The following is a 22,707-nucleotide window of genomic DNA, read 5'->3' as shown; positions in this document are numbered from 1 at the left end:
TTGTTGTAGCTTTCGCTACCTGTTCATCATTCCTCTTCGGCTGGAAGAGGCTCTTCATCGGGAACCGTGACCTGAAGCTGAACCACGCGGCGATTATCCGCTGCTGTTACCTTAAACAGGTAATGTTCAATCTCCACCACTTCTCCACGAGTCGGTAAATGACCGAAGCTGGTCATCACCATGCCACCTACGGTATCCACTTCTTCATCGCTGAAGGTGGTACCGAAGGTTTCATTAAAGTCTTCGATGGTAGTTAAAGCTTTAACGGCAAAGGTGTGTTTGCTGAGCTTGCGGATATCGGTTTCTTCTTCGTCGTCGAATTCGTCTTCGATTTCGCCTACGATTTCTTCCAGGATATCTTCAATGGTCACCAGACCAGAAACACCACCGAACTCATCTACGACAATCGCCATGTGATAACGTTCCTCTCGGAACTCTTTTAACAGACGATCAACGCGTTTACTTTCCGGAACTACGACAGCAGGGCGTATTACCTGCTCAATATCAAAAGGAGCACTGTCCGAACCTAAATATTTTAGTAAGTCCTTCGCTAACAGAATGCCTTCTACATGGTCTTTATCTTCACTGATGACTGGGTAGCGAGAGTGCTGGGCGTCAGTAATCAGTGCAACTAAATCGTCGAGAACATGGGTTCTTTCAACAGTGACCATTTGCGAGCGTGGGAGCATGATGTCTCTTACCCGCATTTCTGCGATTTCCATAACACCTTCAAGCATATCTCTGGTGTCGTGGTCTATCAGATCATTCACTTCGGAATCCCGAATAACATCTACCAATTCCTGGCGGTCTTTCGGTTCACCCTGAAATAGTTGACCAAGGCGTTCAAAGAAGGACTTTCTACTCGGACCTTCTGCTTTTTCTTTCTTCCCTTCGGGTGAAGGGGTCGAATTGTCTTCGTTCATGATTTCTCAATCGTTAACGCTATCAGATGTGTGATAGCACACGTAGGTAACGCGACCGTCTCTGGGTTTCTAACGTTACTGCTTTTCTGCTAAATACGGATCTTCGAAACCCATAGATTGCATAATTTCGGTTTCGAGGCTTTCCATTTCTTCGGCTTCCTCGTCTTCGATATGATCATAACCTAACAGATGCAAGCTGCCATGTACAACCATATGCGCCCAGTGCGCTAGCACGGTTTTTTCCTGTTCTTTTGCTTCCAGTTCAACCACTTGCTTACAAATGATTAAATCACCAAGCAGATCCATTTCGATACCCGGAGGGGCTTCAAATGGGAAAGACAGAACATTGGTCGGTTTATCTTTACCGCGATATTCGTGGTTCAACTGGTGGCTTTCTTCCTCATCTACGATGCGGATAGTGACTTCTGCGTCTTTTTGGAATTGCGACACAGTTTTGGTAAGCCATTCGTTAAGTTGGGCTTCACTAGGAAGCCCATTTTCGTTCTCAACCGCCAGTTGCAGATCCAGTTCGATACTCATTACTTACTTACCGTCTGTTGAACCAGTTCTGACTTTTGCGCTTCAAGCAATTTCGCTTCGCGTTCTTCACGTTTGCGTTTCTCGTACTCTTTGCGCTCTTTCTGATCTTTGGCTTCCCACTTCTCATAGGCGTTGACGATACGAGCCACTACAGGGTGACGTACTACATCATCAGACAGGAAGAAGTTGAAACTGATTTCATCCACTTCACTTAAGACTTCAATTGCGTGACGAAGCCCCGATTTTGCACCGCGTGGCAAATCGATCTGGGTGACGTCTCCCGTGATAACCGCGCGTGAATTGAAACCAATACGCGTCAGGAACATCTTCATTTGTTCAACGGTGGTGTTTTGACTTTCGTCCAGAATGATGAAAGCGTCGTTCAGTGTACGACCACGCATGTAAGCCAGTGGAGCGACTTCAATCACGTTACGTTCGATGAGTTTTTCTACTCGTTCGAAGCCCAGCATCTCGAATAATGCATCGTATAACGGGCGTAAGTACGGATCGACTTTCTGACTCAGGTCACCTGGAAGGAAGCCCAGTTTCTCACCCGCTTCAACCGCTGGACGAGTCAACAGAATTCGGCGAATTTCCTGACGCTCAAGCGCATCTACCGCAGCCGCAACCGCGAGGTAGGTTTTACCTGTACCTGCAGGACCAATACCAAAGCTGATGTCGTGCGTTACCATGTTCATCAAGTACTGAGCCTGATTAGGAGTACGTGGCTTGATAACGCCTTTCTTGGTTTTGATGAAGACTTCTTTGCCGTGTTCGATACTGGACTCTGTGTTTTGTTCCAGTACACCAGATTCTTTGATCGCCAGGTGAATCAGCTCAGGTTCGATATCGTTGACCTGACCTTTAACAGGGGCTGTCTCTACATACAAAGATTTGATGATATCGAGCGCAGCAGAAGCGGTGTGCGGTTTACCAACCACAGAAAAAAAGTTGCTGCGATGATTGATTTCGACACCAAGACGGCGTTCTAAGTGTTTGATATTGTCGTCGAAAGGACCACAAAGGCTGGACAACCGGCGGTTGTCTGAAGGTTCTAGATCGATTTCTAGAGTGACGATTTTATTACTCAATGTTGCCTCACATTTTATGCCATTTTCAGAGAGCCTGATGACGACCAGGCTCTCGATGGCGATTTATACGAACTTAAGGCGTGAAAGTCGCTACACCCAGTTCGTCTTCGCGACGCGTTCTTGCCATCATTTGTGTTGGCGAAATGACGGTACGAAGGTCCATGTCTTTTTCTGTACGTACCAGCTCACCGCGCAGTGAGTTGGCAAATACGTCGACGATTTTCACATCGACAAACTGACCGATGAGATCAGCGCTGCCTTCAAAGTTTACAACACGGTTGTTCTCAGTACGAGCACGAAGCTCCATCAAGTTTTTCTTCGACGGACCTTCAACCAGTACGCGCTGCTCTGTATCTAGCATCAGACGTGAGTAACGCATAGCCTGGGCGTTAATGGTTTGCTGCAATTCGTACAGGCGTTCTTTCTTTGTTTGTTCTGACAGATCACAAGGGTAATCTGCTGCTGGCGTACCTGGACGTGCAGAGAAGATAAAGCTGAAGCTCATGTCAAAATCGACCTGCTTAATAAGCTTCATTGTATCTTGGAAATCTTTGTCAGACTCACCCGGGAAACCAACGATAAAGTCAGAACTGATTTGAATATCAGGACGCGCTTTGCGCAGTTTACGGATGATAGATTTGTATTCGATACCAGTGTGTGGGCGCTTCATCATAGTAAGAATACGGTCTGAACCACTTTGAACAGGCAAGTGCAGGAAGCTCACCAGTTCCGGTGTGTCTTCGTACACAGCGATGATGTCATCGGTAAATTCCAGTGGGTGACTGGTGGTGAATCGAATACGGTCGATACCATCAATAGAAGCCACAAGACGAAGAAGCTCTGCAAATGAACAGATATCGCCGTCGTGCATTGGACCACGGTAAGCGTTTACGTTCTGACCCAGAAGGTTCACTTCACGTACGCCTTGCTCAGCAAGCTGTGCAATTTCAAATAGCACATCATCCATTGGACGGCTAACTTCTTCACCACGAGTATAAGGAACTACACAGTAGGTGCAGTACTTTGAACAGCCTTCCATGATAGAAACGAATGCCGTTGCGCCTTCAGCACGTGGTTCTGGCAGACGGTCGAACTTTTCAATCTCTGGGAATGAAATGTCCATCACTGGCTTTTCGTTATCGCGAGAAGAACGGATCATTTCTGGCAGGCGGTGTAAGGTCTGTGGACCAAAAATAACGTCAACAAAAGGTGCACGCTCACGGATGTGATCACCTTCTTGAGTCGCCACACAACCACCGACGCCAATCACCACACCTGGCTTTTGGTCTTTCAGCGTTTTCCAACGACCAAGCTGGTGGAATACTTTTTCTTGCGCCTTCTCACGGATTGAACAGGTGTTAAGTAATAATACGTCTGCTTCCTCTGGCTCTTCGGTTAGCTCATATCCATTAGCGGCATTAAGCAGGTCGGCCATTTTCGATGAATCGTATTCGTTCATCTGGCAGCCCCAGGTTTTAATTAGCAGTTTCTTACTCATCTCACTTCGCTCGTTATTTATTAAGTTCTGTTCAAATTATATACACTACTCTCGTAGTAAGCGGCGTATTGTACTGCTTTAAAAACCAACTGACCAGAGATCCTTTTAAGGTAATTTGCTCTAAATATCGAGGCTTCACCATAGAAAAAATACGGAAATTGTTGAAGATTGGAACAGGATCTAAAGGTTGTGATTTTACCGTTTGCTGTATTAACGCTGAGAGCAACGGAGTTGTTTAGAAGTGGATGAAGTGGCGTGCTACAGAACGAGCACGCCTGTTTGTTGTATTTTGACTTGGTTAAGCAATGAACCCAGAAGCCAACGCGTCTGTAATTTCTTGATCTGTAAAGCCAAATTCAGCCAATACCTCTTTGGTGTGTTCACCAACGGTGGGAGCGGATCGCTGAATGGTGGGTTGGGTTTCCGACATGGATACGGCTGGGCCTACGCATTTAACTGAGCCGGCAACCGAATGTTGGTATTCCTGAATCAATCCGAGATGTTTTACTTGAGGATCGTCTGCCGCCTCAAGATGAGATTTGACTTCACCACACCAGATATCTTCCGCCAGCATCATCGACATTAAGGTTTGGGTATCAAAAGCCTGAGTCCGTTTGGCTATCTCATTCCATATTATGTCGCGTTGATCAAACAGAGTTGCTGGATCATCGTATTTCAGCAAGCTATCGTCACCAAGTACTTTGACCAGCGTTTTGAATGGGCTCATGGCAATGGTGACCCAGCCATCGGAAGTAGGGTAAGTACCAAAAGGGGCATCCATCCCAGGATGACCAATACCAGAATTGGGGCGCTGAAAATCCTGATTGAAATTCATGGCCATCAGCATTTCCTGTCCCTGATGTGCCAGCATACCTGCCAGAAGGTTGACGACAATTTTTTGCCCCTTGCCTGAACGTTCGCGCCAGTAAAGTGCCGACAAAACCGAATAGACGATGTTCATCGCCCCAACTTGGTCGGAAAAACCAGAACCTGCCGGAGTTGGTGGCTGGCTGGCTTGTCCGGTCGCTGCCATCAGTCCGGTCAGACCCTGAACCAGCATATCCTGCCCCGGACGTTCAACATAAGGTCCGGAATCCCCATAGCCTGTTCCAGAGCAGTAGATGAGTTTTGGGTTGATGGCTTTGAGGTCGTCATATCCGTATCCGAGTCTGTCCATAACGCCGGGACGAAAGTTCTCCACTACAATGTCTGCCTGTTCCACCAGTCGATACAAAATGGCTTTGGACTCTTCCGACTTTAAGTTCACTGCGATGGAGCGCTTGTTGCGGTTCCATGCCAGAAAATTGGGGCTTTCCTTTCCTCCTACCCACTGGTTGTTGAACGTCATTGAGCGAAAGAGATCACCGCTGACGGGTCTTTCGACTTTAATGACGTTTGCCCCCATATCACCCAACATCTGAGTGGCAAAGGGACCTTGCAGTAACTGGGAAAAATCCAGAATCGTGACATCACTCAGTGCCTGTTCCATGGCTGGGCTCCTTAGTTTTTGAATAGAGTTGATTGATTTTTTTGATGGTGTACCTGGAAGGCTCACCATTAAACAGTGAGTGCCGAATCAAATGCGCTGCTTCGTCCTGAAAATGGGTGTATCCCGGGTGTCGAGGGCGTAGGTGGGCTCCATTGACGGTAGAAAATGCGTTTTGATAGAAGTGGTTCGAATTCTGATTAATGTTCGCTTCAGACCACGCAGACTGAAAGCTGGGCTGACCACCATTATTCGGAATAAAAGCACTCTGCACATCTGGGCTCAGCAGCTTTTTAAGGTAAATCAGCAAGTCGTTATTGACGGTGCAACGCTTTGTGATGGCAATACCCGTTCCACCTAAAATCGACTTGCCGCCCAGTGGTGATGTGACACAAAGATTTGATGACTCAGCGCTGTAGTTGACGTAGCCGTACACAAAAGGGCATAGACCCAAAGAATCACTACACGAGAGCGTATCGAGCAGCTCTATCGGGTTGAGAACCCGGCTAGGTTCGATGCTGTTTTTGAATACGGACTTGAGCAGGCCAAGGGCCTCAACCCCTTCATCTTCCGGAATAAAAAGCGCATCACTCTTTAAGCTCGGATTTAAGCTTAATGTCATTGCCAATAACTGAAGTGTAGGGTGGGGACCAGCAAGGCAAAGCTGATACTTAAGATTCCCTTTGAGTAAGTCTCGCCAGCCACTCAGACCGAGCACAGCGTCTTCAGCCTGTTTTTGATACGCCATGATTTGCGAGGACGCATCCAGTGGCAGCGCCCAGCAGTGGCTGTCGTACCAGTAACTTTGAGCCGACTGACCAATACACAAGGCTTTGAGCTCCTCCAGCCACATTGGAGAAAACAGCATATCCAGAGGTTGCAGACATTGTGATTCAACTGCCTGACCTAGGTGAGGGTGGTCTATGACCAGCAAGTCATACTGATCGGCTAATTCCTCTAATGGGGTTTCTTCAAACCCTGAGAGAGGCTGAATATCCCACTGAGCAACAGGGCAGTCTTGCCAGTCGAGGCTAGCTTGAAGTGCCTGATAGCCTCGCGGATGATCCCAGGTTAATCCTTTGAAGCTCATTGCAGCCTCTCAGGCTGAGGTTCAATCCGTTCACCATCAGCATCAAACCAATGGGTATGTTCCTGAGAAAAGTGCAAGCCAATGGTGTCACCCGTTTTGGCGTGCATGTCTCTGGTGGTTTTCACCAGCAAGGTTTGGTTATCGGTTTTTAAGGTGTACAGGTAACTGTCGCCAAGCAACTCCACCAAAGAAACGCTAGCATTCAACATGGCGTTTTCCGCTGGCACCAACTGAATATTTTCAGGGCGGACACCCAGTGTCGCCGCACCTTGCGGAGCGTGCAGATGCATGGTCTCATCAAGATGGATTAAGTTCATCGGAGGGTTGCCCAAAAAGGTCGCAACAAAGGTGTTCTTAGGTTTGTCGTAAATGGCTTCTGGTGTGCCAACCTGCTGAATTCGCCCTTGATTGATGACCACAATGCGATCGGCAAGGGTCATGGCTTCCACCTGATCATGGGTGACATAAATGGTGGTGACCGCCAGTTCTTCCTGCAGCTTTTTAAGCTCTGCACGCATACTGGAACGCAATTTTGCATCCAGATTAGAAAGGGGTTCGTCGAGCAGGAAGAGTTTGGGTTGACGAACAATCGCCCGGGCAAGGGCCACGCGCTGCCTTTGTCCGCCAGAAAGCTGAGCGGGTTTACGTTCTAGCAGATGTTCCAGTTCCACTCTTTCGGCGACTTGTTGAATCAACACCTGACGTTTGGATTTGTCTAAGCCCTGTACTTTGAGAGGAAAGTCGATGTTATTGCGAACGGTTTTGTGTGGGTAAAGGGCGTAACTTTGAAACACCATGGCTAAGTCACGCTCATTGGGAGGCAGGTCGTTGACGCGCTTCCCGTCAATAATAATGTCGCCCTCTGATGGTGTCTCCAGTCCGGCGATCATGCGCATGGTGGTGCTTTTACCGCAACCTGACGGACCGAGCAGCACCAAAAACTCCCTGTCTTCAATGCTGAGATTTAACTGATCGACGCTTACAACGGAAGACCAGGATTTCGATAAGTGTTTCAATTCGACAGAAGCCATAGTTCATCCTTCATATATCGCTGGTGTCGGAAAAAGTCAGAAGCGATGAATGAAACATCACTTCTCTTTGGGTGCCTGTATCGCCAGTAATGATCACTCGGTCATCAGTTACTTTTACAGTCTGAACGCGGTACCAGTCGGTGTTGGCTTTGAGAACGCCAAACGCATATCCAACGCGAGTCTTGGTTCCCGGTAACAGTGGCAGAGCGGTTGAGTAGCCCTGCTGGTTTATGGGGTTCGAAGACACTGAGGCTTTATGCCCTAAGTGGGAATAAGCATTGCCTTCCTCAATCCCCAATACGTGGGTATGGGTACTGTTAAACGGTGGGTAATCACGCCCGCCATGACTTTGCCATAAAGTCGTTTGTGGCAATGAAGCACTGGGTTTTATTGCCAGATACAGCCAGCCTTCATCCTTACAAAGTGCCGCAGACCAGCTCCAGTTCTGATGTCTGGAAGTCATCAAATGGAGAATGTCTTCATGGCTTTGATTCCACGGGTAGACGCTTAAATCGGCAAATTGCCCGTCGGCAAGTTCAACATTTTCTAGCTGTTTAAAGGTTTGTGGGTATTTTAGCAGCGAGCGCCCGAGCGTTGGGTCTGGCTCTAAGGTTTCATCAATGGTGAAACCCAAAGTAAAAGAAGAAAAGGAGAGTGCGACAGGTGAAGTACATTTGAGCATCGCGTGGTAGCTGACAGGAATAGCTCCTTTGCCCCCTTCAAACTCATGCAGGTGATACACAAATGGTGAGTCTTCCTGCAGCACAATGCGTTTGGTCAGAGTAGCACCGTAAATGGTTTGTTCTAGCTTTGCGCTTAAGTAAGTGTCGTTGTGCGACTTGACGTGCCAGTCTCCATTGCTGCTCCAGCCATGAGGCGGAGCGGGTTCAAAATCGCTTTCTCCAAACGGCGCACAGAAAAAATCACCAGAGAGCTGCTGCAAGATAACGGGATGTTCACCTGTTAAATTGCCCACCCAAGGTGCTCGGTGCATGGGGGAGAATTTTTCGCCATCATCGGAGAAAGTCAGGTGATCGAGATGCCCACCTTCTTCTTTGAAAGTCAGCTCAACATGGTCATTTTTCAGTACTTTAGGCATCAGTCCCCCTTAACCAGCAATCCACCATCCGCGATGATGATCTGCCCTGTGATGAAACTCGATTGTTTGGTCGCCAGAAAACTCACCGCCTGTGCTACTTCTTCCGGCTGACCGAACCGCCCAATGGGGTGAATATCATTCCAGCGTTGACGCAGCGCATCGGCGTCGTCCACTTCTTCAAAAATCTTTTCATTCATTGGCGTCATGATGGTGCCGGGGGCGACAGCATTAATACGAATGTTATGAGGTGCAAAATCAATAGCGGCCTGTCGAGTGAGTGCATTGATTCCGCCTTTGGCTGCCGCATATGCACTCCAGCCGTGAAAACCGGCAAACGACTGAGCCGAACTGATGTTTACCACATTACCCCCACCGCGTTTCTTCATATCGGGCACTGAGAGTCGAATGCCACGCCAGACACCTGATAGATTGGTGTTCAGTACTCTGTTCCACGTTTCTTCTGGAATATCCACCGCGTCCCCGGACAAGGCGACTGCGGCGTTGTTGACCATGATACTGACCAGCCAGCCCTGAGCGTGAATCCAGTCAAACAAAGACTTCATCGAGTCAGAACTGGATACATCAGTTTCGACAAAATATGCATCCAGCCCTTTGCTTTGAAGTTCTCTAGCCGACGCCGTCCCTTTTTCTGAATTGATGTCCGCCAGAATAACGGTTGCCCCTTGCTCTGCCAGGTTCTGAGCACAGGCAAATCCGATGCCTTCCGCGCCACCTGTTACCACCGCAACCTCACCTTTGAGCGTGTTATTGTCCATTTTTCCCTCCTGAGGAGCTGGTCATCTCAGAGCTCACATCAAACGCAGGCGTGCGTTTATCCAGAAACGCAGCAACTCCTTCCTGCCCATCCTCAGAGCAGTAAAGTTGAAGTAAGGATGCCTGCTCCCAACTGAGTCCAGACTCCAAAGGGGTATCGAAACCATTACGTACCAGCTTCTTCATTGCGGCTTGTGCGACAGGCGACACTTTCAACAGGTAGCTGGCTTTTTTCAGCCCCTCTTCAAGCAGGGCATCTTGAGAGCAGGTTTGAGATGCGAGACCAAGGCGCAGTGCTTCATCTGCTTTGATTCGTTTACCTGAAAGCAGGACGTCCATTGTGACAGCTTTGCCTACAGCACGTAGCAAGCGCTGCGTGCCTCCACCACCAGGGCAGAGCCCCAGTAGCCCTTCAGGCAATCCCATCTGAGCATTATCAGAGGCTATCAACAGGTCGCAGGAGAGGGCGATTTCGAATCCGCCACCCATGGCAAAGCCATTGACCAAGGCGATGGTGGGCTTAGGCAACTGTTCGATTCTCTCGAAGGCTTCTCTGCCTTTGAGCTGGTAGTCGTTAAACTTTTTGATTTGCAAACCTCGGTATTCATTGATGTCTGCTCCGGCAACAAAGGCTTTATTGCCGCTTCCGGTAAACATCACAACCCGTGTGGCACTGTCTTGCTCAACGATATCGAGCGCTTCAAAGAGCTCTAGCTGCATGGTTTCAGAAAGTGCATTGAGTTTCTCGGGGCGATTGAAGGTAATCAAAGCCACGTGTTTAACAGGAGAGGTGAGAGTCAGATATTGAAAGGTCTTTTCCATAGGGTCATCCTTTGACAGAGCCAGCAGTGAGACCTGCGACGAAATGCTTTTGAAGAAAGAAGAACACCACCACAACTGGTAATGAAATCATCACAGAGCTTGCCATGAGCTCCCCGTATCGAATGCCGTACTGACCAATGAAATCGTTCATTCCTACAGGCAATGTCCGCATCTCCTGAGTGGTGGTGAACGACAGGGCAAACAGAAATTCCTGCCAGGTGACGATCAGGATGTAAACGCTGGTGGCAATCACGCCGGGTCGGCATAAAGGCAGTACGATTTCTAAGAAAGTGCGCAGCGGTTTGGCGCCGTCCATTGCGGCAGCTTCATCCAGAACGGAAGGGATGTTTTCCATAAACCCTTTTAACATCCAGGTTGCAACCGGAAGGGTGATGGTGATGTAAGCGATAACGAGTGAAAGCCGAGTGTTCAATAATCCGGCGTCGTCCATCATTTTGTAAATGGGAATGATGATGGCACTGGATGGAAACATCTGTGACACCAGAATTAACCCTAGAAACGCCGCCATGATTCGAAGCTGGAAACGTGTGAAGGCATAGGCAGCCATTAAGGCCAGGCTGGTAGAGATGAGAAGTGTACTTATGGAAATGATCACACTGTTCAGAAAGTACTGGCGGAATTCAGGGCGAAAAGCGTTGCAGTAGTTTTCCAGTGTCGGGCTGTCTGGCCAAAGCTTGGCAGGAATGGCAAATGCCTCTGTGGAGGGCTTAAGGGAAACCGACACCATCCAGAATATGGGAAGTAAAATGACCAGCGCCAAGGTTAACTGGCATCCAAGTAGGGCGATTCGCTTCGTATTCATCGGCTCTCCCTCCTTTGCAACCAGAAGTAGAGAGTCAGTAAGACCACGAGAATCAGAATCGACATCACACCGTAAGTGGCGGCTTCACCGAACCGGAACTGACCGAAGCCCAGTTCGAATATCTTGGTTGGGAAAATGTGGGTGGTGTCTTTGGGACCGCCACGAGTCAGCACCCAGACCATATCAAAGTAGTTAAAAGTCAGAATGGCGGTGAGAAGCAGATTAATCGCCACGACGTGTTTGACCGCAGGAATGATGATTTCAAATAAGCGGCGAATCGGACCTGCGCCATCCACGACGGAGGCTTCTATCTGTTCCTTATCGACGCTTTGCAATGCCGCAAGGTAAACGACGGTCGAGAAAGGGAACCCTTTCCATACAGCGGCAATCACTACGGCAAACATCGCTGTTTCAGGAGTGGCCAGCCAGGCTACGGCTTCGTCGATTAAGCTGGTTGAAAGGAACATCGAATTAATCAGACCCAGTTGAGGATCGTACATAAAGCGCCACAGAATGGCAGCGACAATTCCCGGTAAGATCCAGGGTAAAAGCACCAGTGAGCGCATTAGTCCCTGCCCGGGTAATTTTTCGTTGAGCAACAAGGCTGCAAGAAAACCAAACAAGTTTTGCAACAGGATGACCCCAAACGTCCATGCGAGAGAGTTCTGAATGATTTGCCGGAACTGATCTTGTGAAAGGAGCTTGGTATAAAGCTCAAAGCCAACAAATTCAGGTTCGGGGTTTATGAAAGAGGTGGTGTGCAAGCTCTCGATAAACGTGCCAAACATTGGGTAGTACATCAGTATTCCGATCAGTGCGACCGCAGGTGCAATCATAGCGACCGGGAATACAAACTTCCGTTGGTACTTCATTACAACATCCGTGTCATCAGGCTGGCGACGATTTGTCGCCAGCGTTTTCGTTATAACTGATTGATCTTGATGCATGCGGCATCCGCGGCTTTTTGAGCGGGCGTTCCATCAAACAAGTCCTGAATCATTGCCATTTGAATGTCCGCTACTTCCAGGTAGCGCGCAGAAAGCGGGCGAGGAGACGCGTTATTCAGATGTTCAATGATGTCGTTTGGCTTGCTGCGATTCTCACCGACAAAAGCTTGTGCAGCCTGAACGTTAGCAGGAAGCAGATCGACCACTTTGCCGTTGATGTCTTGCCTTGTCAGGAACTGAGCGAACTTCCATGCAGCTTCCTGATGTTTAGAACCACGGTAGACCACGAGATTCCAGCCGCCATAGGTGCCCACGGCTTTCTTGCCTTTCGGGGCATGACCATTGAAGAAATCCCAGTCAATGTTGGATTTTTGCAGAGTGGGTTGCTCCAGCGCAGGCCAGAACTCAATAGCAAGCGAACCGTTCAGGAAAAGCTCTCGCATGTCTCCGCTTGAGGCATTCAAAATTCCTTTTGGTGCGTATTGCGCAAGATCTTGCAAATACGCCAGTGCTTCAACAGCAGGTTGTTCGTTCAGCTTGCACTCACCGTTACTGTCGAGTACCTGACCACCATTAGAGAAGATAAAGGAGTTTACGACGACGACCGTATCTTCTCCTTTGTGACCAAATAAGCCAACGCCATATTGCCCTTTGGATTTATCGGTCAGGGCTTTTGCGGCGTTTTTCAGACCGTCCCAGGTCACGATGGATCCCGGCGCAATACCTGCTGACTTGAATAGCGCGTTATTGACGTAGCTGAACTGCCACACATCAACATTAAATGGGACACCCCAAGTTTTGTCTTTGTAGCGAACAGATGACCATGCTCCCGGAAAGAACTGATCTGCTTTCATTGAGGCGGACTGCATCTTATTGTCGAGTGGGATAATGGCGCCGGCTTCGGCAAATGCTGCCAACCAGATCTGGTCGACTGTGGAAATGTCTGGCGCATTACCGCTTCGGACTGCCGTGAGGAGTCTTTGCTGGTATTCAGGATAAGGCACAGTAGTGACTTCTACTTTGATGCCAGGGTTTTCCTTTTCAAACAATGCCACTGAGGCTTTCTGGTATTCGCTCAGACCGGATTCGGTTTGCTGGTTATCCCAGAAGCGAATGGTAATATCTTCTGCCATAGCTGCGGGGGCAGACACCATCAGCCCAAAGCTGACAGCGGCACACAAGGTGTGCAGATGAGTGGTGAGACGCTTCATAAACTATCTCCTTGTTTTTTATGTTGCATCACTGCATGTGTCTTGTCGTCGGACTTAAGGTAATCCTCGGCAAGGTGAACGCGTACACCATTCGCAGCCAGTTCTAATCGCTGAGCAGGAATAGTGCCTAAATCCGTCATCACGTCGGTAATGGTGTCTAATGGAGCAATCAGATAATTTTCTTCCGCTCCCATCTGGCTGGCTTCACCCAGAATAATGGTCTGGTGAGCTCGAAGCATGGCAGATTTCGCCACTTGAGAGCTGGCTTCATCGTTCATGCTGATACCAAATTTGGCAGAAATGCCATCGACCGACAGGAAGACTTTGTCGACACGCATCTGTTCAAGAACTGCGATGCATGCGGAACCGACAAGTGCGCTATGGTCGGTCTGAGTTTCTCCGCCAGTCAAGATGACGCGAAAATCATTGCTGTTGTTTTTTAGAAGTTGGAAAACAGTAAGAGAATTCGTCACAACTGTGTGATTTCCGCCTGCTTCTTGTAAAGCATTCGCAAGAGGAAGCGCAAAAGCACCGTGGTTGATAAAAATTTTGCTTTCACGAGTGAGGACTTGAATAGCCATCTGCGCAATGCGTTCGCGAGCGTGCTGAACTTCTTTGTGAAACTGAATTTCTGGCGGTTGAATCTCACAATGCAGTTCTAGCTGCTCACACTCCGCTTCAAGGCTCTTGGCTAATTTCCGATACCAGCTGTGGTCAATATAGTGTGGGACGAACATGACCCTGGCTTTCTTTCCTGCTCCTGAATGTGGCGTGAAGTCCTTTCCTGCCATTTCATGAAGCGTTTTTTTCAATACCCAGTGATCATTCTGCCGGGTAAAGCGAGTATGCACATCTTTCCCGGTCAGAATATCAAAGGGGGTTAGCACAGGCTGAGAGGGTTGCCCGGCAACCAGTTTTGCTGTGGTATGGGCTGCCATATAGCCAACCAATTCAGGATACAGGGCAACGCAGGCGTGGAGACGATTTCCATAGGTCAGCTCATCAAGTAAATCGTCGCCTTCCAGTCCTACGGAGTAGGCGTAGATATCACTATGACCTTTTGTTGCTTCCAGCCCTGCCAGTATCGAATGATCATTTACACCAAACAGCACATTGATTTCAGGGTGAGTTGCAATGGCATCCTGAACTTGTCGCAACGCTGTGCGGTAGTGACCAAACCCATCGACTGACAGAGTGGTTGCCTCACCCAAATACTGCTGGTGGAATCCACGTAGGAAACCTTTGGTTCTCTGCTGGGTGTTCGATAATTGAGTATGATTAATCAGCAACAGGTTGGCTTCATGTACCCCGGCATCGTTAAGCTCTCTTGCCGCAAAAGTACCAAGTTGATAACCCACTTCCAGATTGTCTGGTCCAATGTAGGTGCATTGAGAGTCGGGCGCAGACTCCGACAGGATTGGAAGCCCTTCTGCCAAAGCGCGCTGTTTAATGAGTTCCCCCCAAGGTTCGTGTATAGGAGGAAGAATCAAAGCATCGACTTCACGAAGCCCAACTTCGTTTTGCTCTGCTTTGGGGAGGGTTGGTGTTTTTACGGCATGAACGGCGCCGTGTGATCGTTCTAGCTTTCCTCGTTTCGCCAGTCTGGCGACATCTCTACGGATAGTGACGTTCGCAACTTGGGGAAATTCCTGCACGAGCTGAGAAATCGTCACATTTCGACGGTTTTCCAGTACGTGTAAAATTGCCTGTTCGCGAAGTCTCTGATTCATGATTGGTGTATCAGTTGGTGAAACAATGACCACCATTATCTATGGCAAGTGCTTTAAATGATCAATTTATTCACCTTTAAATTACAAAATTATCACAAATGATCATTTGTGCTCAATATTGATCGGAAAGAGTGACGTGATTCCTGAACTGGTCGTGGACGGTTTACTGGTTACGGAAGTAAAATAGTGAAATTGAAGCAATTAGCGCTATCTGGATTAAGTATGAAACAGTTCGACATCGCGGTTATTGGTGGTGGCATGGTGGGTGCTGCCGTTGCGGTTGGATTTGCCAGGCAAGGTAAACGAGTCGCCGTTGTGGAATATCAGCAACCTAAAGAGTTTGATGTAACCCAGCCAATGGACCTGCGAGTGTCTGCGATCTCTCAGGCATCGGTGAATTTTCTTGAAGATCTTGGTGCCTGGAAGCTCATTGAATCCATGCGTGCTTGCCCGTACAAGCGGCTCGAAACCTGGGATATGCCAGATTGCCGAACCCGCTTTCATTCTGATAGTTTAAACATGGAACAGCTAGGCTTCATCGTCGAAAACAGACTGGTGCAGTTAGGTATTTGGAAGGTGATGGCAGGCATGGAGAACATCACACTGATGTGTCCAGAAGGGTTGGAGTCGGTTGAAGACCACTCTGACCATCGTATTGTCAAACTATCCAGTGGCGAATCGATTCAAGTGAACTGGGTGGTCGGTGCCGATGGGGCAAACTCTAAAGTCAGAGATCTTGCTAAAATCGGAGTAACAGCGTGGGATTACCGCCAGCACTGCATGCTGGTCAATGTCAAAACCGCTAAACCTCAGCAGGATATTACCTGGCAGCAGTTCACTTCATCCGGTCCTCGCTCATTTTTGCCTTTAACCGGACATCAGGGTTCTGTCGTATGGTACGACTCTCCTGAAAAAATTCGCGCTTTGTTGGCTATGAACCATCAGCAACTCGCCGAAGCGATTATGACGTCGTTTCCAGCAGAGCTGGGTAAGATAGAAGTCGAGCAGGCAGGGGCGTTTCCTTTGACCCGTCGTCATGCGCAGTCTTATTTCCAGAAAGGATGTGTATTGGTGGGTGATGCAGCCCATACCATTAACCCACTGGCGGGGCAGGGGGTGAATTTAGGATTTAAGGACGTAAAAGCCCTTCTAGACTTTACAGCAGATCTCGGAATGACAGAACAAGCGTTATCGGGCTATCAGTCTGAAAGAAAGCGCGACAATCTGCTGATGCAAACTGGGATGGACGTGTTTTACAAAGTGTTCAAAGAGACATTTCCACCCCTTGCCTTTGCACGAAACGCAGCCCTGAAACTGGCAGAACACTCAGGTCCGGTTAAGCAGCAGGTACTGCGTTACGCATTAGGTCTTTAAAATGCAATACAGACGGGGTTGCCAGTCGAGATACTATACCCCGTTGCCTCTAGCTCACCAGATTCCGCATTTCGACGATAAGAAATCACATTGTTGGTGTCCTGATTGGCTGAAATGAGCCATTTCCCGTCTGCCGTAATATTGAAATCTCTCGGATTTAAACCACCAGAAGAGACGGTTTGTACTGTTGTTAAACTTGCATCGGATTCCACTTTTAAGCAAACAATTACGGATTGCTGCCTTCCGGAAACATAAACAAATTTCTCGTCAGGTGATAAACGGATTGCGGCGGCGGCTCCGCCTTCGTCATGTGGGGTAAAGGGGGCGATTTTAGAAACCAAAGACCACTGGTCAGTTTCTTCTTTTTTCAGTACCAGCACTTCCTCAGACAACTCACAAAGTACATAAGCGGTTTTCTCGTCCTTCGTGAGGACAAGGTGCCTTGGTCCACTACCCGGAGGAGTTGAAACATGCTGTGCGTTTGACTCGTCGATACCTGAAGGTGTCAGCGGATAAAAGCTCACACGGTCAATACCCAGATCGACGGTTACAAGCTCCGCCGTATGGTTAAGAAAACAGGCAAAGTGGGCGTGTGGACCTTCCTGCCTTTCAGCATTAGGACCCGTGCCGTGGTGTTGGATGGTATGAATCAGCTCTATCTTCCCTTCGTTATGAGAAAACAGAGAAAAGTTTCCGCTGCCATAGTTAGATGCAATAACGCGAGAACCATCGCTATTCATTGCAACATGGCAAGGATAATCACCCTGAATGGCTAAATGGTCGGTTAGTGTTAAATGCTCATCAATTCTTTCAAAAACCGTAATACCTGCGCCTTCACCAGAAGCAAATTCGTTGATGGAGAAAAGACGTTCATCAGCCAAAGTTAAATAGGCGGGGTTGGGGGAGTCAGAAAGCAACTCAAGGTTAAGAAGTTCACCTGTCTCGGTATTCAGCTCCACAACAGAGATGCCTTTTCCTTCTCCAGTCATTGCGCCAATAGACTGGGTGTAGCTGCCAATTAAAATGGATTGAGTATTTGCCATGCTATGTAGCCTTCATAAGTTTTATGGCAACCATGATCCTAAGGGTTAATGGTGAAGCGCAATAGAAAGCTTTCTTGGCAAGTAAAGAATGAGAATCAGACCAAAGAAACAGATAAATGAATGAGAAGTGATCCGTCAGAAAGGAGAAAACCCACCAAAAGGTGGGTTTCAGATAATGGTGCGGAAGGAGAGACTTGAACTCTCACACCTTGCGGCGCCAGAACCTAAATCTGGTGCGTCTACCAATTCCGCCACTTCCGCAACAAATTTTGTAGTCTTGACCAATAATTGGTGAATTAGTCAGACGTTGTAAATGGTGGCTACGACGGGATTCGAACCTGTGACCCCATCATTATGAGTGATGTGCTCTAACCAACTGAGCTACGTAGCCACTCTCTGAATAATGGTGCGGAAGGAGAGACTTGAACTCTCACACCTTGCGGCGCCAGAACCTAAATCTGGTGCGTCTACCAATTCCGCCACTTCCGCAACAAAATCTGTAGTTATCAAGATAATTGGTAAAATCTCAACAACGTTGTAATTAGTGGCAGGGCTACCTGGATTCGAACCAGGGAATGGCGGCATCAAAAGCCGCTGCCTTACCGCTTGGCGATAGCCCTACTAAATAAACTGTTGGTGCGGAGGGAGGGACTTGAACCCTCACGTCCTTTCGGACACTAGCACCTGAAGCTAGCGCGTCTACCAATTCCGCCACCACCGCAACGGATTAGTTTATATACTGTTTTGACTTGAAACTCAATGTTTTGAACTTCAATTCTTAATAATGGCTGGGCTACCTGGATTCGAACCAGGGAATGGCGGCATCAAAAGCCGCTGCCTTACCGCTTGGCGATAGCCCAACTACGAGTGTGATGTTCACTCTAAATAATGGTGCGGAAGGAGAGACTTGAACTCTCACACCTTGCGGCGCCAGAACCTAAATCTGGTGCGTCTACCAATTCCGCCACTTCCGCAACAAGTTTGTAGTCTTGACCGACAATTGGTGAGTCAATCAGACGTTGTAATGGCTGGGCTACCTGGATTCGAACCAGGGAATGGCGGCATCAAAAGCCGCTGCCTTACCGCTTGGCGATAGCCCAACTGCGAGTGTGATGTTCACTCTGAATAATGGTGCGGAAGGAGAGACTTGAACTCTCACACCTTGCGGCGCCAGAACCTAAATCTGGTGCGTCTACCAATTCCGCCACTTCCGCAACTTAATCTGTAGTCATCAAGACAATTGGTAAAGTCTCAACAACGTTGAATAATGGCTGGGCTACCTGGATTCGAACCAGGGAATGGCGGCATCAAAAGCCGCTGCCTTACCGCTTGGCGATAGCCCAACTGATTGTTTAGCGTGTCAATCTCACGCTCTTTATTTCTAAAGAGAACAATTCATGGTGCGGAAGGAGAGACTTGAACTCTCACACCTTGCGGCGCCAGAACCTAAATCTGGTGCGTCTACCAATTCCGCCACTTCCGCATGAATTTGTTTTGATAGAAGAGTTTGAGATGGTGCGGAAGGAGAGACTTGAACTCTCACACCTTGCGGCGCCAGAACCTAAATCTGGTGCGTCTACCAATTCCGCCACTTCCGCGTCTCAAATTTTCTATCTTGTTATCCGCTAATTGGTAAAAGCCAATAACAATTGTATGGTGGCTACGACGGGATTCGAACCTGTGACCCCATCATTATGAGTGATGTGCTCTAACCAACTGAGCTACGTAGCCATGTTTTTCGAGCGAGACAATATAATACAATCTCAACTCCACTTCTACCGAAAATTTAAAAAGATTTCGACAGAAGAAATAATGGCTGGGCTACCTGGATTCGAACCAGGGAATGGCGGCATCAAAAGCCGCTGCCTTACCGCTTGGCGATAGCCCAACTGCGAGTGTGATGTTCACTCTAAATAATGGTGCGGAAGGAGAGACTTGAACTCTCACACCTTGCGGCGCCAGAACCTAAATCTGGTGCGTCTACCAATTCCGCCACTTCCGCATTATTTCCTAAAAGCTCTCTAAAAAGCGCTTAGGAAATGGTGGCTACGACGGGATTCGAACCTGTGACCCCATCATTATGAGTGATGTGCTCTAACCAACTGAGCTACGTAGCCATTTTCCAAATTTTTGCTCTCGTTTCTAAGTCGCCTTATCGTCGAGAACGGAGCGCATTATGCGTATATGACCGAAAACCGTCAACAGTTTTTTTTAATAAATTGCAATTTTAGAATTGTTCGGGCTTTTTTTAAGCAAAGAGACGTATTTCTGATCTAAAAGTGCCGTGATTTAAGCACAGACTGAGGTTTATAAAGGTAAGAAATCGGGATTATAGGTATCGCTAACTAAAAAAAGCCAACATAATTGTTGGCTTTTTGAACACTTTTGCGTTGGATTATTGAAGTAAACGCTTAAACATTGAAGCGGAAGTGAACTACGTCACCATCTTTTACAATGTACTCTTTACCTTCTAAGCGCCATTTACCTGCTTCTTTTGCACCGCTTTCACCGTTGTACTGGATGTAATCGTCGTATCCAACCACTTCCGCACGAATGAAACCTTTTTCGAAGTCAGTATGAATCTTACCAGCTGCTTGAGGCGCGGTTGCACCAATAGGAATGGTCCATGCACGTACTTCTTTAACACCAGCAGTGAAGTAAGTTTGTAGAGTCAGAAGCTCATAACCTGAACGGATCACTCGGTTCAGACCTGGTTCTTCGATACCCATGTCGGCAAGGAACTCTTCGCGATCTTCATCGTCCAGCTCTGAAAGTTCAGATTCGATAGCCGCACACACAGGCACAACCACGTTGTTTTCTTTTTCTGCAAATTCGCGAACCGCATCAAGATATGGGTTATTTTCAAAGCCGTCTTCGTTTACGTTTGCGATGTACATGGTTGGTTTTAGCGTCAGGAAGTTCAGGTAACCGATCGCAGCCAGCTCTTCTTTTGCTAATTCAACAGTACGAGCCATACCACCTTCAGTCAGAACTGGCAGCAGTTTTTCAAGAACCGTCAGTTCGAACTTCGCGTCTTTATCTCCACCTTTCGCTTTCTTCGCGTTACGTTGAATAGCACGCTCACAAGAATCCAGGTCAGCCATTGCCAGTTCAAGGTTGATCACTTCGATGTCTTCGATTGGGGATACTTTACCTGCAACGTGAACGATGTTTTCATTCTCAAAACAACGAACTACGTGACCAATCGCATCAGTTTCACGGATGTTTGCCAGGAATTTGTTACCCAGACCTTCACCTTTGGATGCACCTGCAACCAAGCCCGCGATGTCGACAAATTCCATCGTGGTTGGAAGAATTTTCTGAGGGTTAACGATTTTTGCCAGCGCGTCTAGGCGCAGATCAGGGACAGGTACTACGCCTGTGTTTGGCTCGATTGTACAGAACGGAAAGTTTGCTGCTTCGATGCCTGCTTTAGTCAGTGCGTTAAACAGAGTCGATTTACCAACGTTTGGCAAACCAACGATGCCACATTTAAAACCCATGATAGTAACCTTATTCAGCTTTGAACGTGTGTAAGCGATTTTGTGCTTTAGTGAGTCCGTCTTTGAGCAAGATATCTAAGCTGCGAACCGATTCGTCCACCGCTGCATCTATGCATTCTTGCTCTTTGGATGGGGCTTTGCCTAATACATAGCCCGCCACTTTATCTTTGTGCCCCGGATGACCAATGCCAATCCGAAGGCGATAGAAATCTTTGTTATTGCCTTGTTTACTGATGATGTCTCTCAGACCGTTATGCCCGCCATGACCGCCACCTTTTTTGAATTTAGCCACACCGGGAGGCATGTCGAGTTCATCGTGTGCCACCATGATCTCTTCGGGCTTAATTTGGTAAAACTTGGCAAGTGCCGCAACAGCTTTACCAGACAAGTTCATAAAGGTTGTGGGGATCAGTAAACGGAGATCTTGTCCATCAACCATGATTCGACCAGTGAGTCCGAAAAATTTTGCTTCATTTTTTAAGGTTACGTTGTGTACCCGCGCTAATTCTTCTACTGCCCAAGCCCCTGCATTATGTCGGGTTCTTGCGTATTCTGGACCCGGATTCGCTAATCCAACCAGAAGTTTTATGGTCTGACTCAAGGTAATGGTCTCTCTGCATAATCAAAAAGCGCGCTATGATAGCACACTTCAAACTTGTTAGGCGACAGGATGTCGATTCCCTGTATGTGCAAAGGTTTGAGGGCGATCGATAGATAAAAAAATGCCCCGCATTTGAGCGGGGCATTTTAAAAAGACTGTTCTTAGTTGAACATTGCAGAGATAGACTCTTCATTGCTAATACGACGAATCGCTTCAGCCAGCATGCTAGACAGAGTAAGCTGAGTTACTTTGCCTGTTGCAGCCATTTCTTGAGGCAATTCGATGGAGTCAGTGATGATCACTTGGTCCAGCACTGAATTCGCAATGTTTTCCGCAGCGTTGCCAGAGAATACAGCGTGAGTCGCGTAAGCAAATACTCGCTTAGCACCACGTTGTTTCAAAGCTTCAGCTGCTTTACACAATGTACCGCCAGTGTCGATCATGTCGTCAACGATGACGCAGTCACGACCTTCCACATCACCAATTAGGTTCATTACTTCAGAAACGTTAGCGCGAGGACGACGCTTATCAACGATAGCGATGTCTGTATCGTCCAGAGCTTTTGCCGTTGCACGAGCACGTACAACACCGCCAAGGTCAGGAGAAACGACAACCGGATCTTCCAGACCACGAGCACGCATGTCTTCTAGCAGTACTGGTGTACCGAAGATGTTGTCTACAGGAACATCGAAGAAGCCCTGAATCTGTTCTGCGTGAAGGTCGATAGTAAGAACGCGGTCAACACCAACGTTAGAAAGGAAGTCTGCAACAACTTTAGCAGTGATTGGCACACGAGCAGAACGCACACGACGGTCTTGGCGAGCGTAACCGAAGTAAGGGATAACTGCTGTAATACGGCCCGCTGAAGCACGGCGCATCGCATCAATCATTACCACCAACTCCATTAGGTTGTCGTTGGTTGGTGCACAAGTCGATTGGATGATGAATACATCACTACCACGAACGTTTTCGTTGATTTGGACAGCGACTTCGCCATCTGAAAAACGTGAAACAGTTGCGTCACCTAGTGAGATGTATAGACGATCAGCAATACGTTGGGCTAGTTCAGGTGTAGCGTTACCAGCAAATAGCTTCATATCAGGCACGGTAGAAACCTCAGG

19 protein-coding genes and 16 tRNA genes are annotated in these 22,707 nt (G+C 48.0%); 1 reads left to right on the top strand and 34 read right to left on the bottom strand.

Annotated features, from left to right (window positions below):
* Nucleotides 1-26: 26 nt before the first annotated feature.
* From corC to INR79_RS14035, 14 genes are all read right to left on the bottom strand, one after another.
* Nucleotides 27-923 carry a CNNM family magnesium/cobalt transport protein CorC gene (gene corC / locus INR79_RS14100; protein WP_004400860.1) on the bottom strand — a complete coding sequence of 299 codons (897 nt, stop codon included), beginning with the start codon at nt 921-923 and terminating at the stop codon, nt 27-29.
* Nucleotides 924-998: 75 nt separating this feature from the next.
* Nucleotides 999-1,463: an rRNA maturation RNase YbeY gene (gene ybeY / locus INR79_RS14095; RefSeq protein ID WP_022551413.1), complete on the bottom strand. Its 465-nt coding sequence runs from the start codon at nt 1,461-1,463 to the stop codon at nt 999-1,001.
* The gene (locus tag INR79_RS14090; RefSeq protein ID WP_004400862.1) at nt 1,463-2,554 is read right to left on the bottom strand and encodes a PhoH family protein; all 1,092 of its coding nucleotides are present in this window, start codon (nt 2,552-2,554) and stop codon (nt 1,463-1,465) included. The genes ybeY and INR79_RS14090 overlap by 1 nt, the downstream gene beginning before the upstream one ends.
* A 73-nt stretch (nt 2,555-2,627) precedes the next feature.
* Nucleotides 2,628-4,052: a tRNA (N6-isopentenyl adenosine(37)-C2)-methylthiotransferase MiaB gene (gene miaB, locus INR79_RS14085; RefSeq protein ID WP_004400875.1), complete on the bottom strand. Its 1,425-nt coding sequence runs from the start codon at nt 4,050-4,052 to the stop codon at nt 2,628-2,630.
* A 298-nt stretch (nt 4,053-4,350) separates the two neighbouring features.
* A complete protein-coding gene (locus INR79_RS14080; protein WP_022613392.1) occupies nt 4,351-5,541 on the bottom strand; it encodes a CaiB/BaiF CoA transferase family protein in 1,191 nt (396 codons plus the stop codon).
* On the bottom strand, nt 5,522-6,628 hold the full coding sequence (locus INR79_RS14075; protein WP_223094751.1) for a hypothetical protein: 1,107 nt from the start codon (nt 6,626-6,628) through the stop codon (nt 5,522-5,524). Before INR79_RS14075 ends, INR79_RS14080 begins: the two co-directional genes overlap by 20 nt.
* Nucleotides 6,625-7,659, bottom strand: coding sequence for an ABC transporter ATP-binding protein (locus INR79_RS14070; RefSeq protein WP_223094749.1), 1,035 nt, complete (start codon nt 7,657-7,659; stop codon nt 6,625-6,627). Before INR79_RS14070 ends, INR79_RS14075 begins: the two co-directional genes overlap by 4 nt.
* 10 nt (nt 7,660-7,669) lie before the next feature.
* Nucleotides 7,670-8,758 carry a hypothetical protein gene (locus INR79_RS14065; RefSeq protein ID WP_223094747.1) on the bottom strand — a complete coding sequence of 363 codons (1,089 nt, stop codon included), beginning with the start codon at nt 8,756-8,758 and terminating at the stop codon, nt 7,670-7,672.
* Complete coding sequence (locus INR79_RS14060) at nt 8,758-9,534, bottom strand: SDR family NAD(P)-dependent oxidoreductase (RefSeq protein WP_223094745.1); 777 nt, start codon at nt 9,532-9,534, stop codon at nt 8,758-8,760. The genes INR79_RS14065 and INR79_RS14060 overlap by 1 nt, the downstream gene beginning before the upstream one ends.
* Nucleotides 9,524-10,354 carry an enoyl-CoA hydratase/isomerase family protein gene (locus tag INR79_RS14055; protein WP_223094743.1) on the bottom strand — a complete coding sequence of 277 codons (831 nt, stop codon included), beginning with the start codon at nt 10,352-10,354 and terminating at the stop codon, nt 9,524-9,526. Before INR79_RS14055 ends, INR79_RS14060 begins: the two co-directional genes overlap by 11 nt.
* A gap of 4 nt (nt 10,355-10,358) precedes the next feature.
* The gene (locus INR79_RS14050; protein ID WP_223094741.1) at nt 10,359-11,177 is read right to left on the bottom strand and encodes a carbohydrate ABC transporter permease; all 819 of its coding nucleotides are present in this window, start codon (nt 11,175-11,177) and stop codon (nt 10,359-10,361) included.
* On the bottom strand, nt 11,174-12,049 hold the full coding sequence (locus INR79_RS14045) for a carbohydrate ABC transporter permease (RefSeq protein ID WP_262415352.1): 876 nt from the start codon (nt 12,047-12,049) through the stop codon (nt 11,174-11,176). The genes INR79_RS14050 and INR79_RS14045 overlap by 4 nt, the downstream gene beginning before the upstream one ends.
* A 50-nt stretch (nt 12,050-12,099) precedes the next feature.
* Nucleotides 12,100-13,335, bottom strand: coding sequence for an ABC transporter substrate-binding protein (locus INR79_RS14040; RefSeq protein WP_223094738.1), 1,236 nt, complete (start codon nt 13,333-13,335; stop codon nt 12,100-12,102).
* Entirely contained in the window at nt 13,332-15,065 is a 1,734-nt protein-coding gene (locus INR79_RS14035; protein ID WP_223094736.1) for a substrate-binding domain-containing protein, read from the bottom strand. The genes INR79_RS14040 and INR79_RS14035 overlap by 4 nt, the downstream gene beginning before the upstream one ends.
* 222 nt (nt 15,066-15,287) lie before the next feature.
* Between INR79_RS14035 and INR79_RS14030 the strand changes: the two genes are divergently transcribed.
* Nucleotides 15,288-16,439 (top strand): 2-octaprenyl-3-methyl-6-methoxy-1,4-benzoquinol hydroxylase, encoded by a 1,152-nt coding sequence (locus INR79_RS14030; RefSeq protein ID WP_223094734.1) that lies wholly within the window; start codon nt 15,288-15,290, stop codon nt 16,437-16,439.
* On the opposite strand, the gene INR79_RS14025 is transcribed toward INR79_RS14030, so the two are convergent.
* The 20 genes from INR79_RS14025 to INR79_RS13930 form a co-directional block, all read right to left on the bottom strand.
* Nucleotides 16,436-17,482 (bottom strand): lactonase family protein, encoded by a 1,047-nt coding sequence (locus INR79_RS14025; RefSeq protein ID WP_223094732.1) that lies wholly within the window; start codon nt 17,480-17,482, stop codon nt 16,436-16,438. The genes INR79_RS14030 and INR79_RS14025 overlap by 4 nt on opposite strands.
* A 176-nt stretch (nt 17,483-17,658) precedes the next feature.
* Nucleotides 17,659-17,743, bottom strand: a tRNA-Leu gene (locus INR79_RS14020).
* A gap of 53 nt (nt 17,744-17,796) precedes the next feature.
* Nucleotides 17,797-17,873, bottom strand: a tRNA-Met gene (locus tag INR79_RS14015).
* 13 nt (nt 17,874-17,886) lie between these two features.
* Nucleotides 17,887-17,971, bottom strand: a tRNA-Leu gene (locus INR79_RS14010).
* Nucleotides 17,972-18,027: 56 nt separating this feature from the next.
* A tRNA-Gln gene (locus tag INR79_RS14005) sits at nt 18,028-18,102 on the bottom strand.
* Between the two features lie 14 nt (nt 18,103-18,116).
* Nucleotides 18,117-18,203 (bottom strand) — tRNA-Leu (locus INR79_RS14000).
* 64 nt (nt 18,204-18,267) lie between these two features.
* Nucleotides 18,268-18,342 (bottom strand) — tRNA-Gln (locus tag INR79_RS13995).
* A gap of 29 nt (nt 18,343-18,371) precedes the next feature.
* A tRNA-Leu gene (locus tag INR79_RS13990) sits at nt 18,372-18,456 on the bottom strand.
* Nucleotides 18,457-18,507: 51 nt separating this feature from the next.
* Nucleotides 18,508-18,582 (bottom strand) — tRNA-Gln (locus INR79_RS13985).
* Between the two features lie 29 nt (nt 18,583-18,611).
* A tRNA-Leu gene (locus INR79_RS13980) sits at nt 18,612-18,696 on the bottom strand.
* 54 nt (nt 18,697-18,750) lie between these two features.
* Nucleotides 18,751-18,825, bottom strand: a tRNA-Gln gene (locus INR79_RS13975).
* Between the two features lie 55 nt (nt 18,826-18,880).
* Nucleotides 18,881-18,965, bottom strand: a tRNA-Leu gene (locus INR79_RS13970).
* Between the two features lie 30 nt (nt 18,966-18,995).
* Nucleotides 18,996-19,080: transfer RNA gene (locus INR79_RS13965), tRNA-Leu, on the bottom strand.
* 56 nt (nt 19,081-19,136) lie between these two features.
* Nucleotides 19,137-19,213, bottom strand: a tRNA-Met gene (locus INR79_RS13960).
* An 82-nt stretch (nt 19,214-19,295) separates the two neighbouring features.
* Nucleotides 19,296-19,370 (bottom strand) — tRNA-Gln (locus tag INR79_RS13955).
* A 29-nt stretch (nt 19,371-19,399) separates the two neighbouring features.
* Nucleotides 19,400-19,484: transfer RNA gene (locus INR79_RS13950), tRNA-Leu, on the bottom strand.
* 38 nt (nt 19,485-19,522) lie between these two features.
* Nucleotides 19,523-19,599, bottom strand: a tRNA-Met gene (locus INR79_RS13945).
* A 294-nt stretch (nt 19,600-19,893) separates the two neighbouring features.
* Complete coding sequence (gene ychF / locus INR79_RS13940) at nt 19,894-20,985, bottom strand: redox-regulated ATPase YchF (protein ID WP_223094730.1); 1,092 nt, start codon at nt 20,983-20,985, stop codon at nt 19,894-19,896.
* A 10-nt stretch (nt 20,986-20,995) separates the two neighbouring features.
* Nucleotides 20,996-21,586 (bottom strand): aminoacyl-tRNA hydrolase, encoded by a 591-nt coding sequence (gene pth, locus INR79_RS13935; RefSeq protein WP_004401504.1) that lies wholly within the window; start codon nt 21,584-21,586, stop codon nt 20,996-20,998.
* 161 nt (nt 21,587-21,747) lie between these two features.
* Entirely contained in the window at nt 21,748-22,692 is a 945-nt protein-coding gene (locus tag INR79_RS13930; protein WP_004401505.1) for a ribose-phosphate pyrophosphokinase, read from the bottom strand.
* Nucleotides 22,693-22,707: the final 15 nt, after the last annotated feature.

The organism is Vibrio sp. SCSIO 43132, from assembly GCF_019904195.1.
Classification (GTDB): Bacteria; Pseudomonadota; Gammaproteobacteria; order Enterobacterales; family Vibrionaceae; genus Vibrio; species Vibrio nigripulchritudo.
The sequence above is the reverse complement of the archived record's forward strand: the minus strand, read 5'-3'. Positions and strand labels throughout refer to the sequence as shown.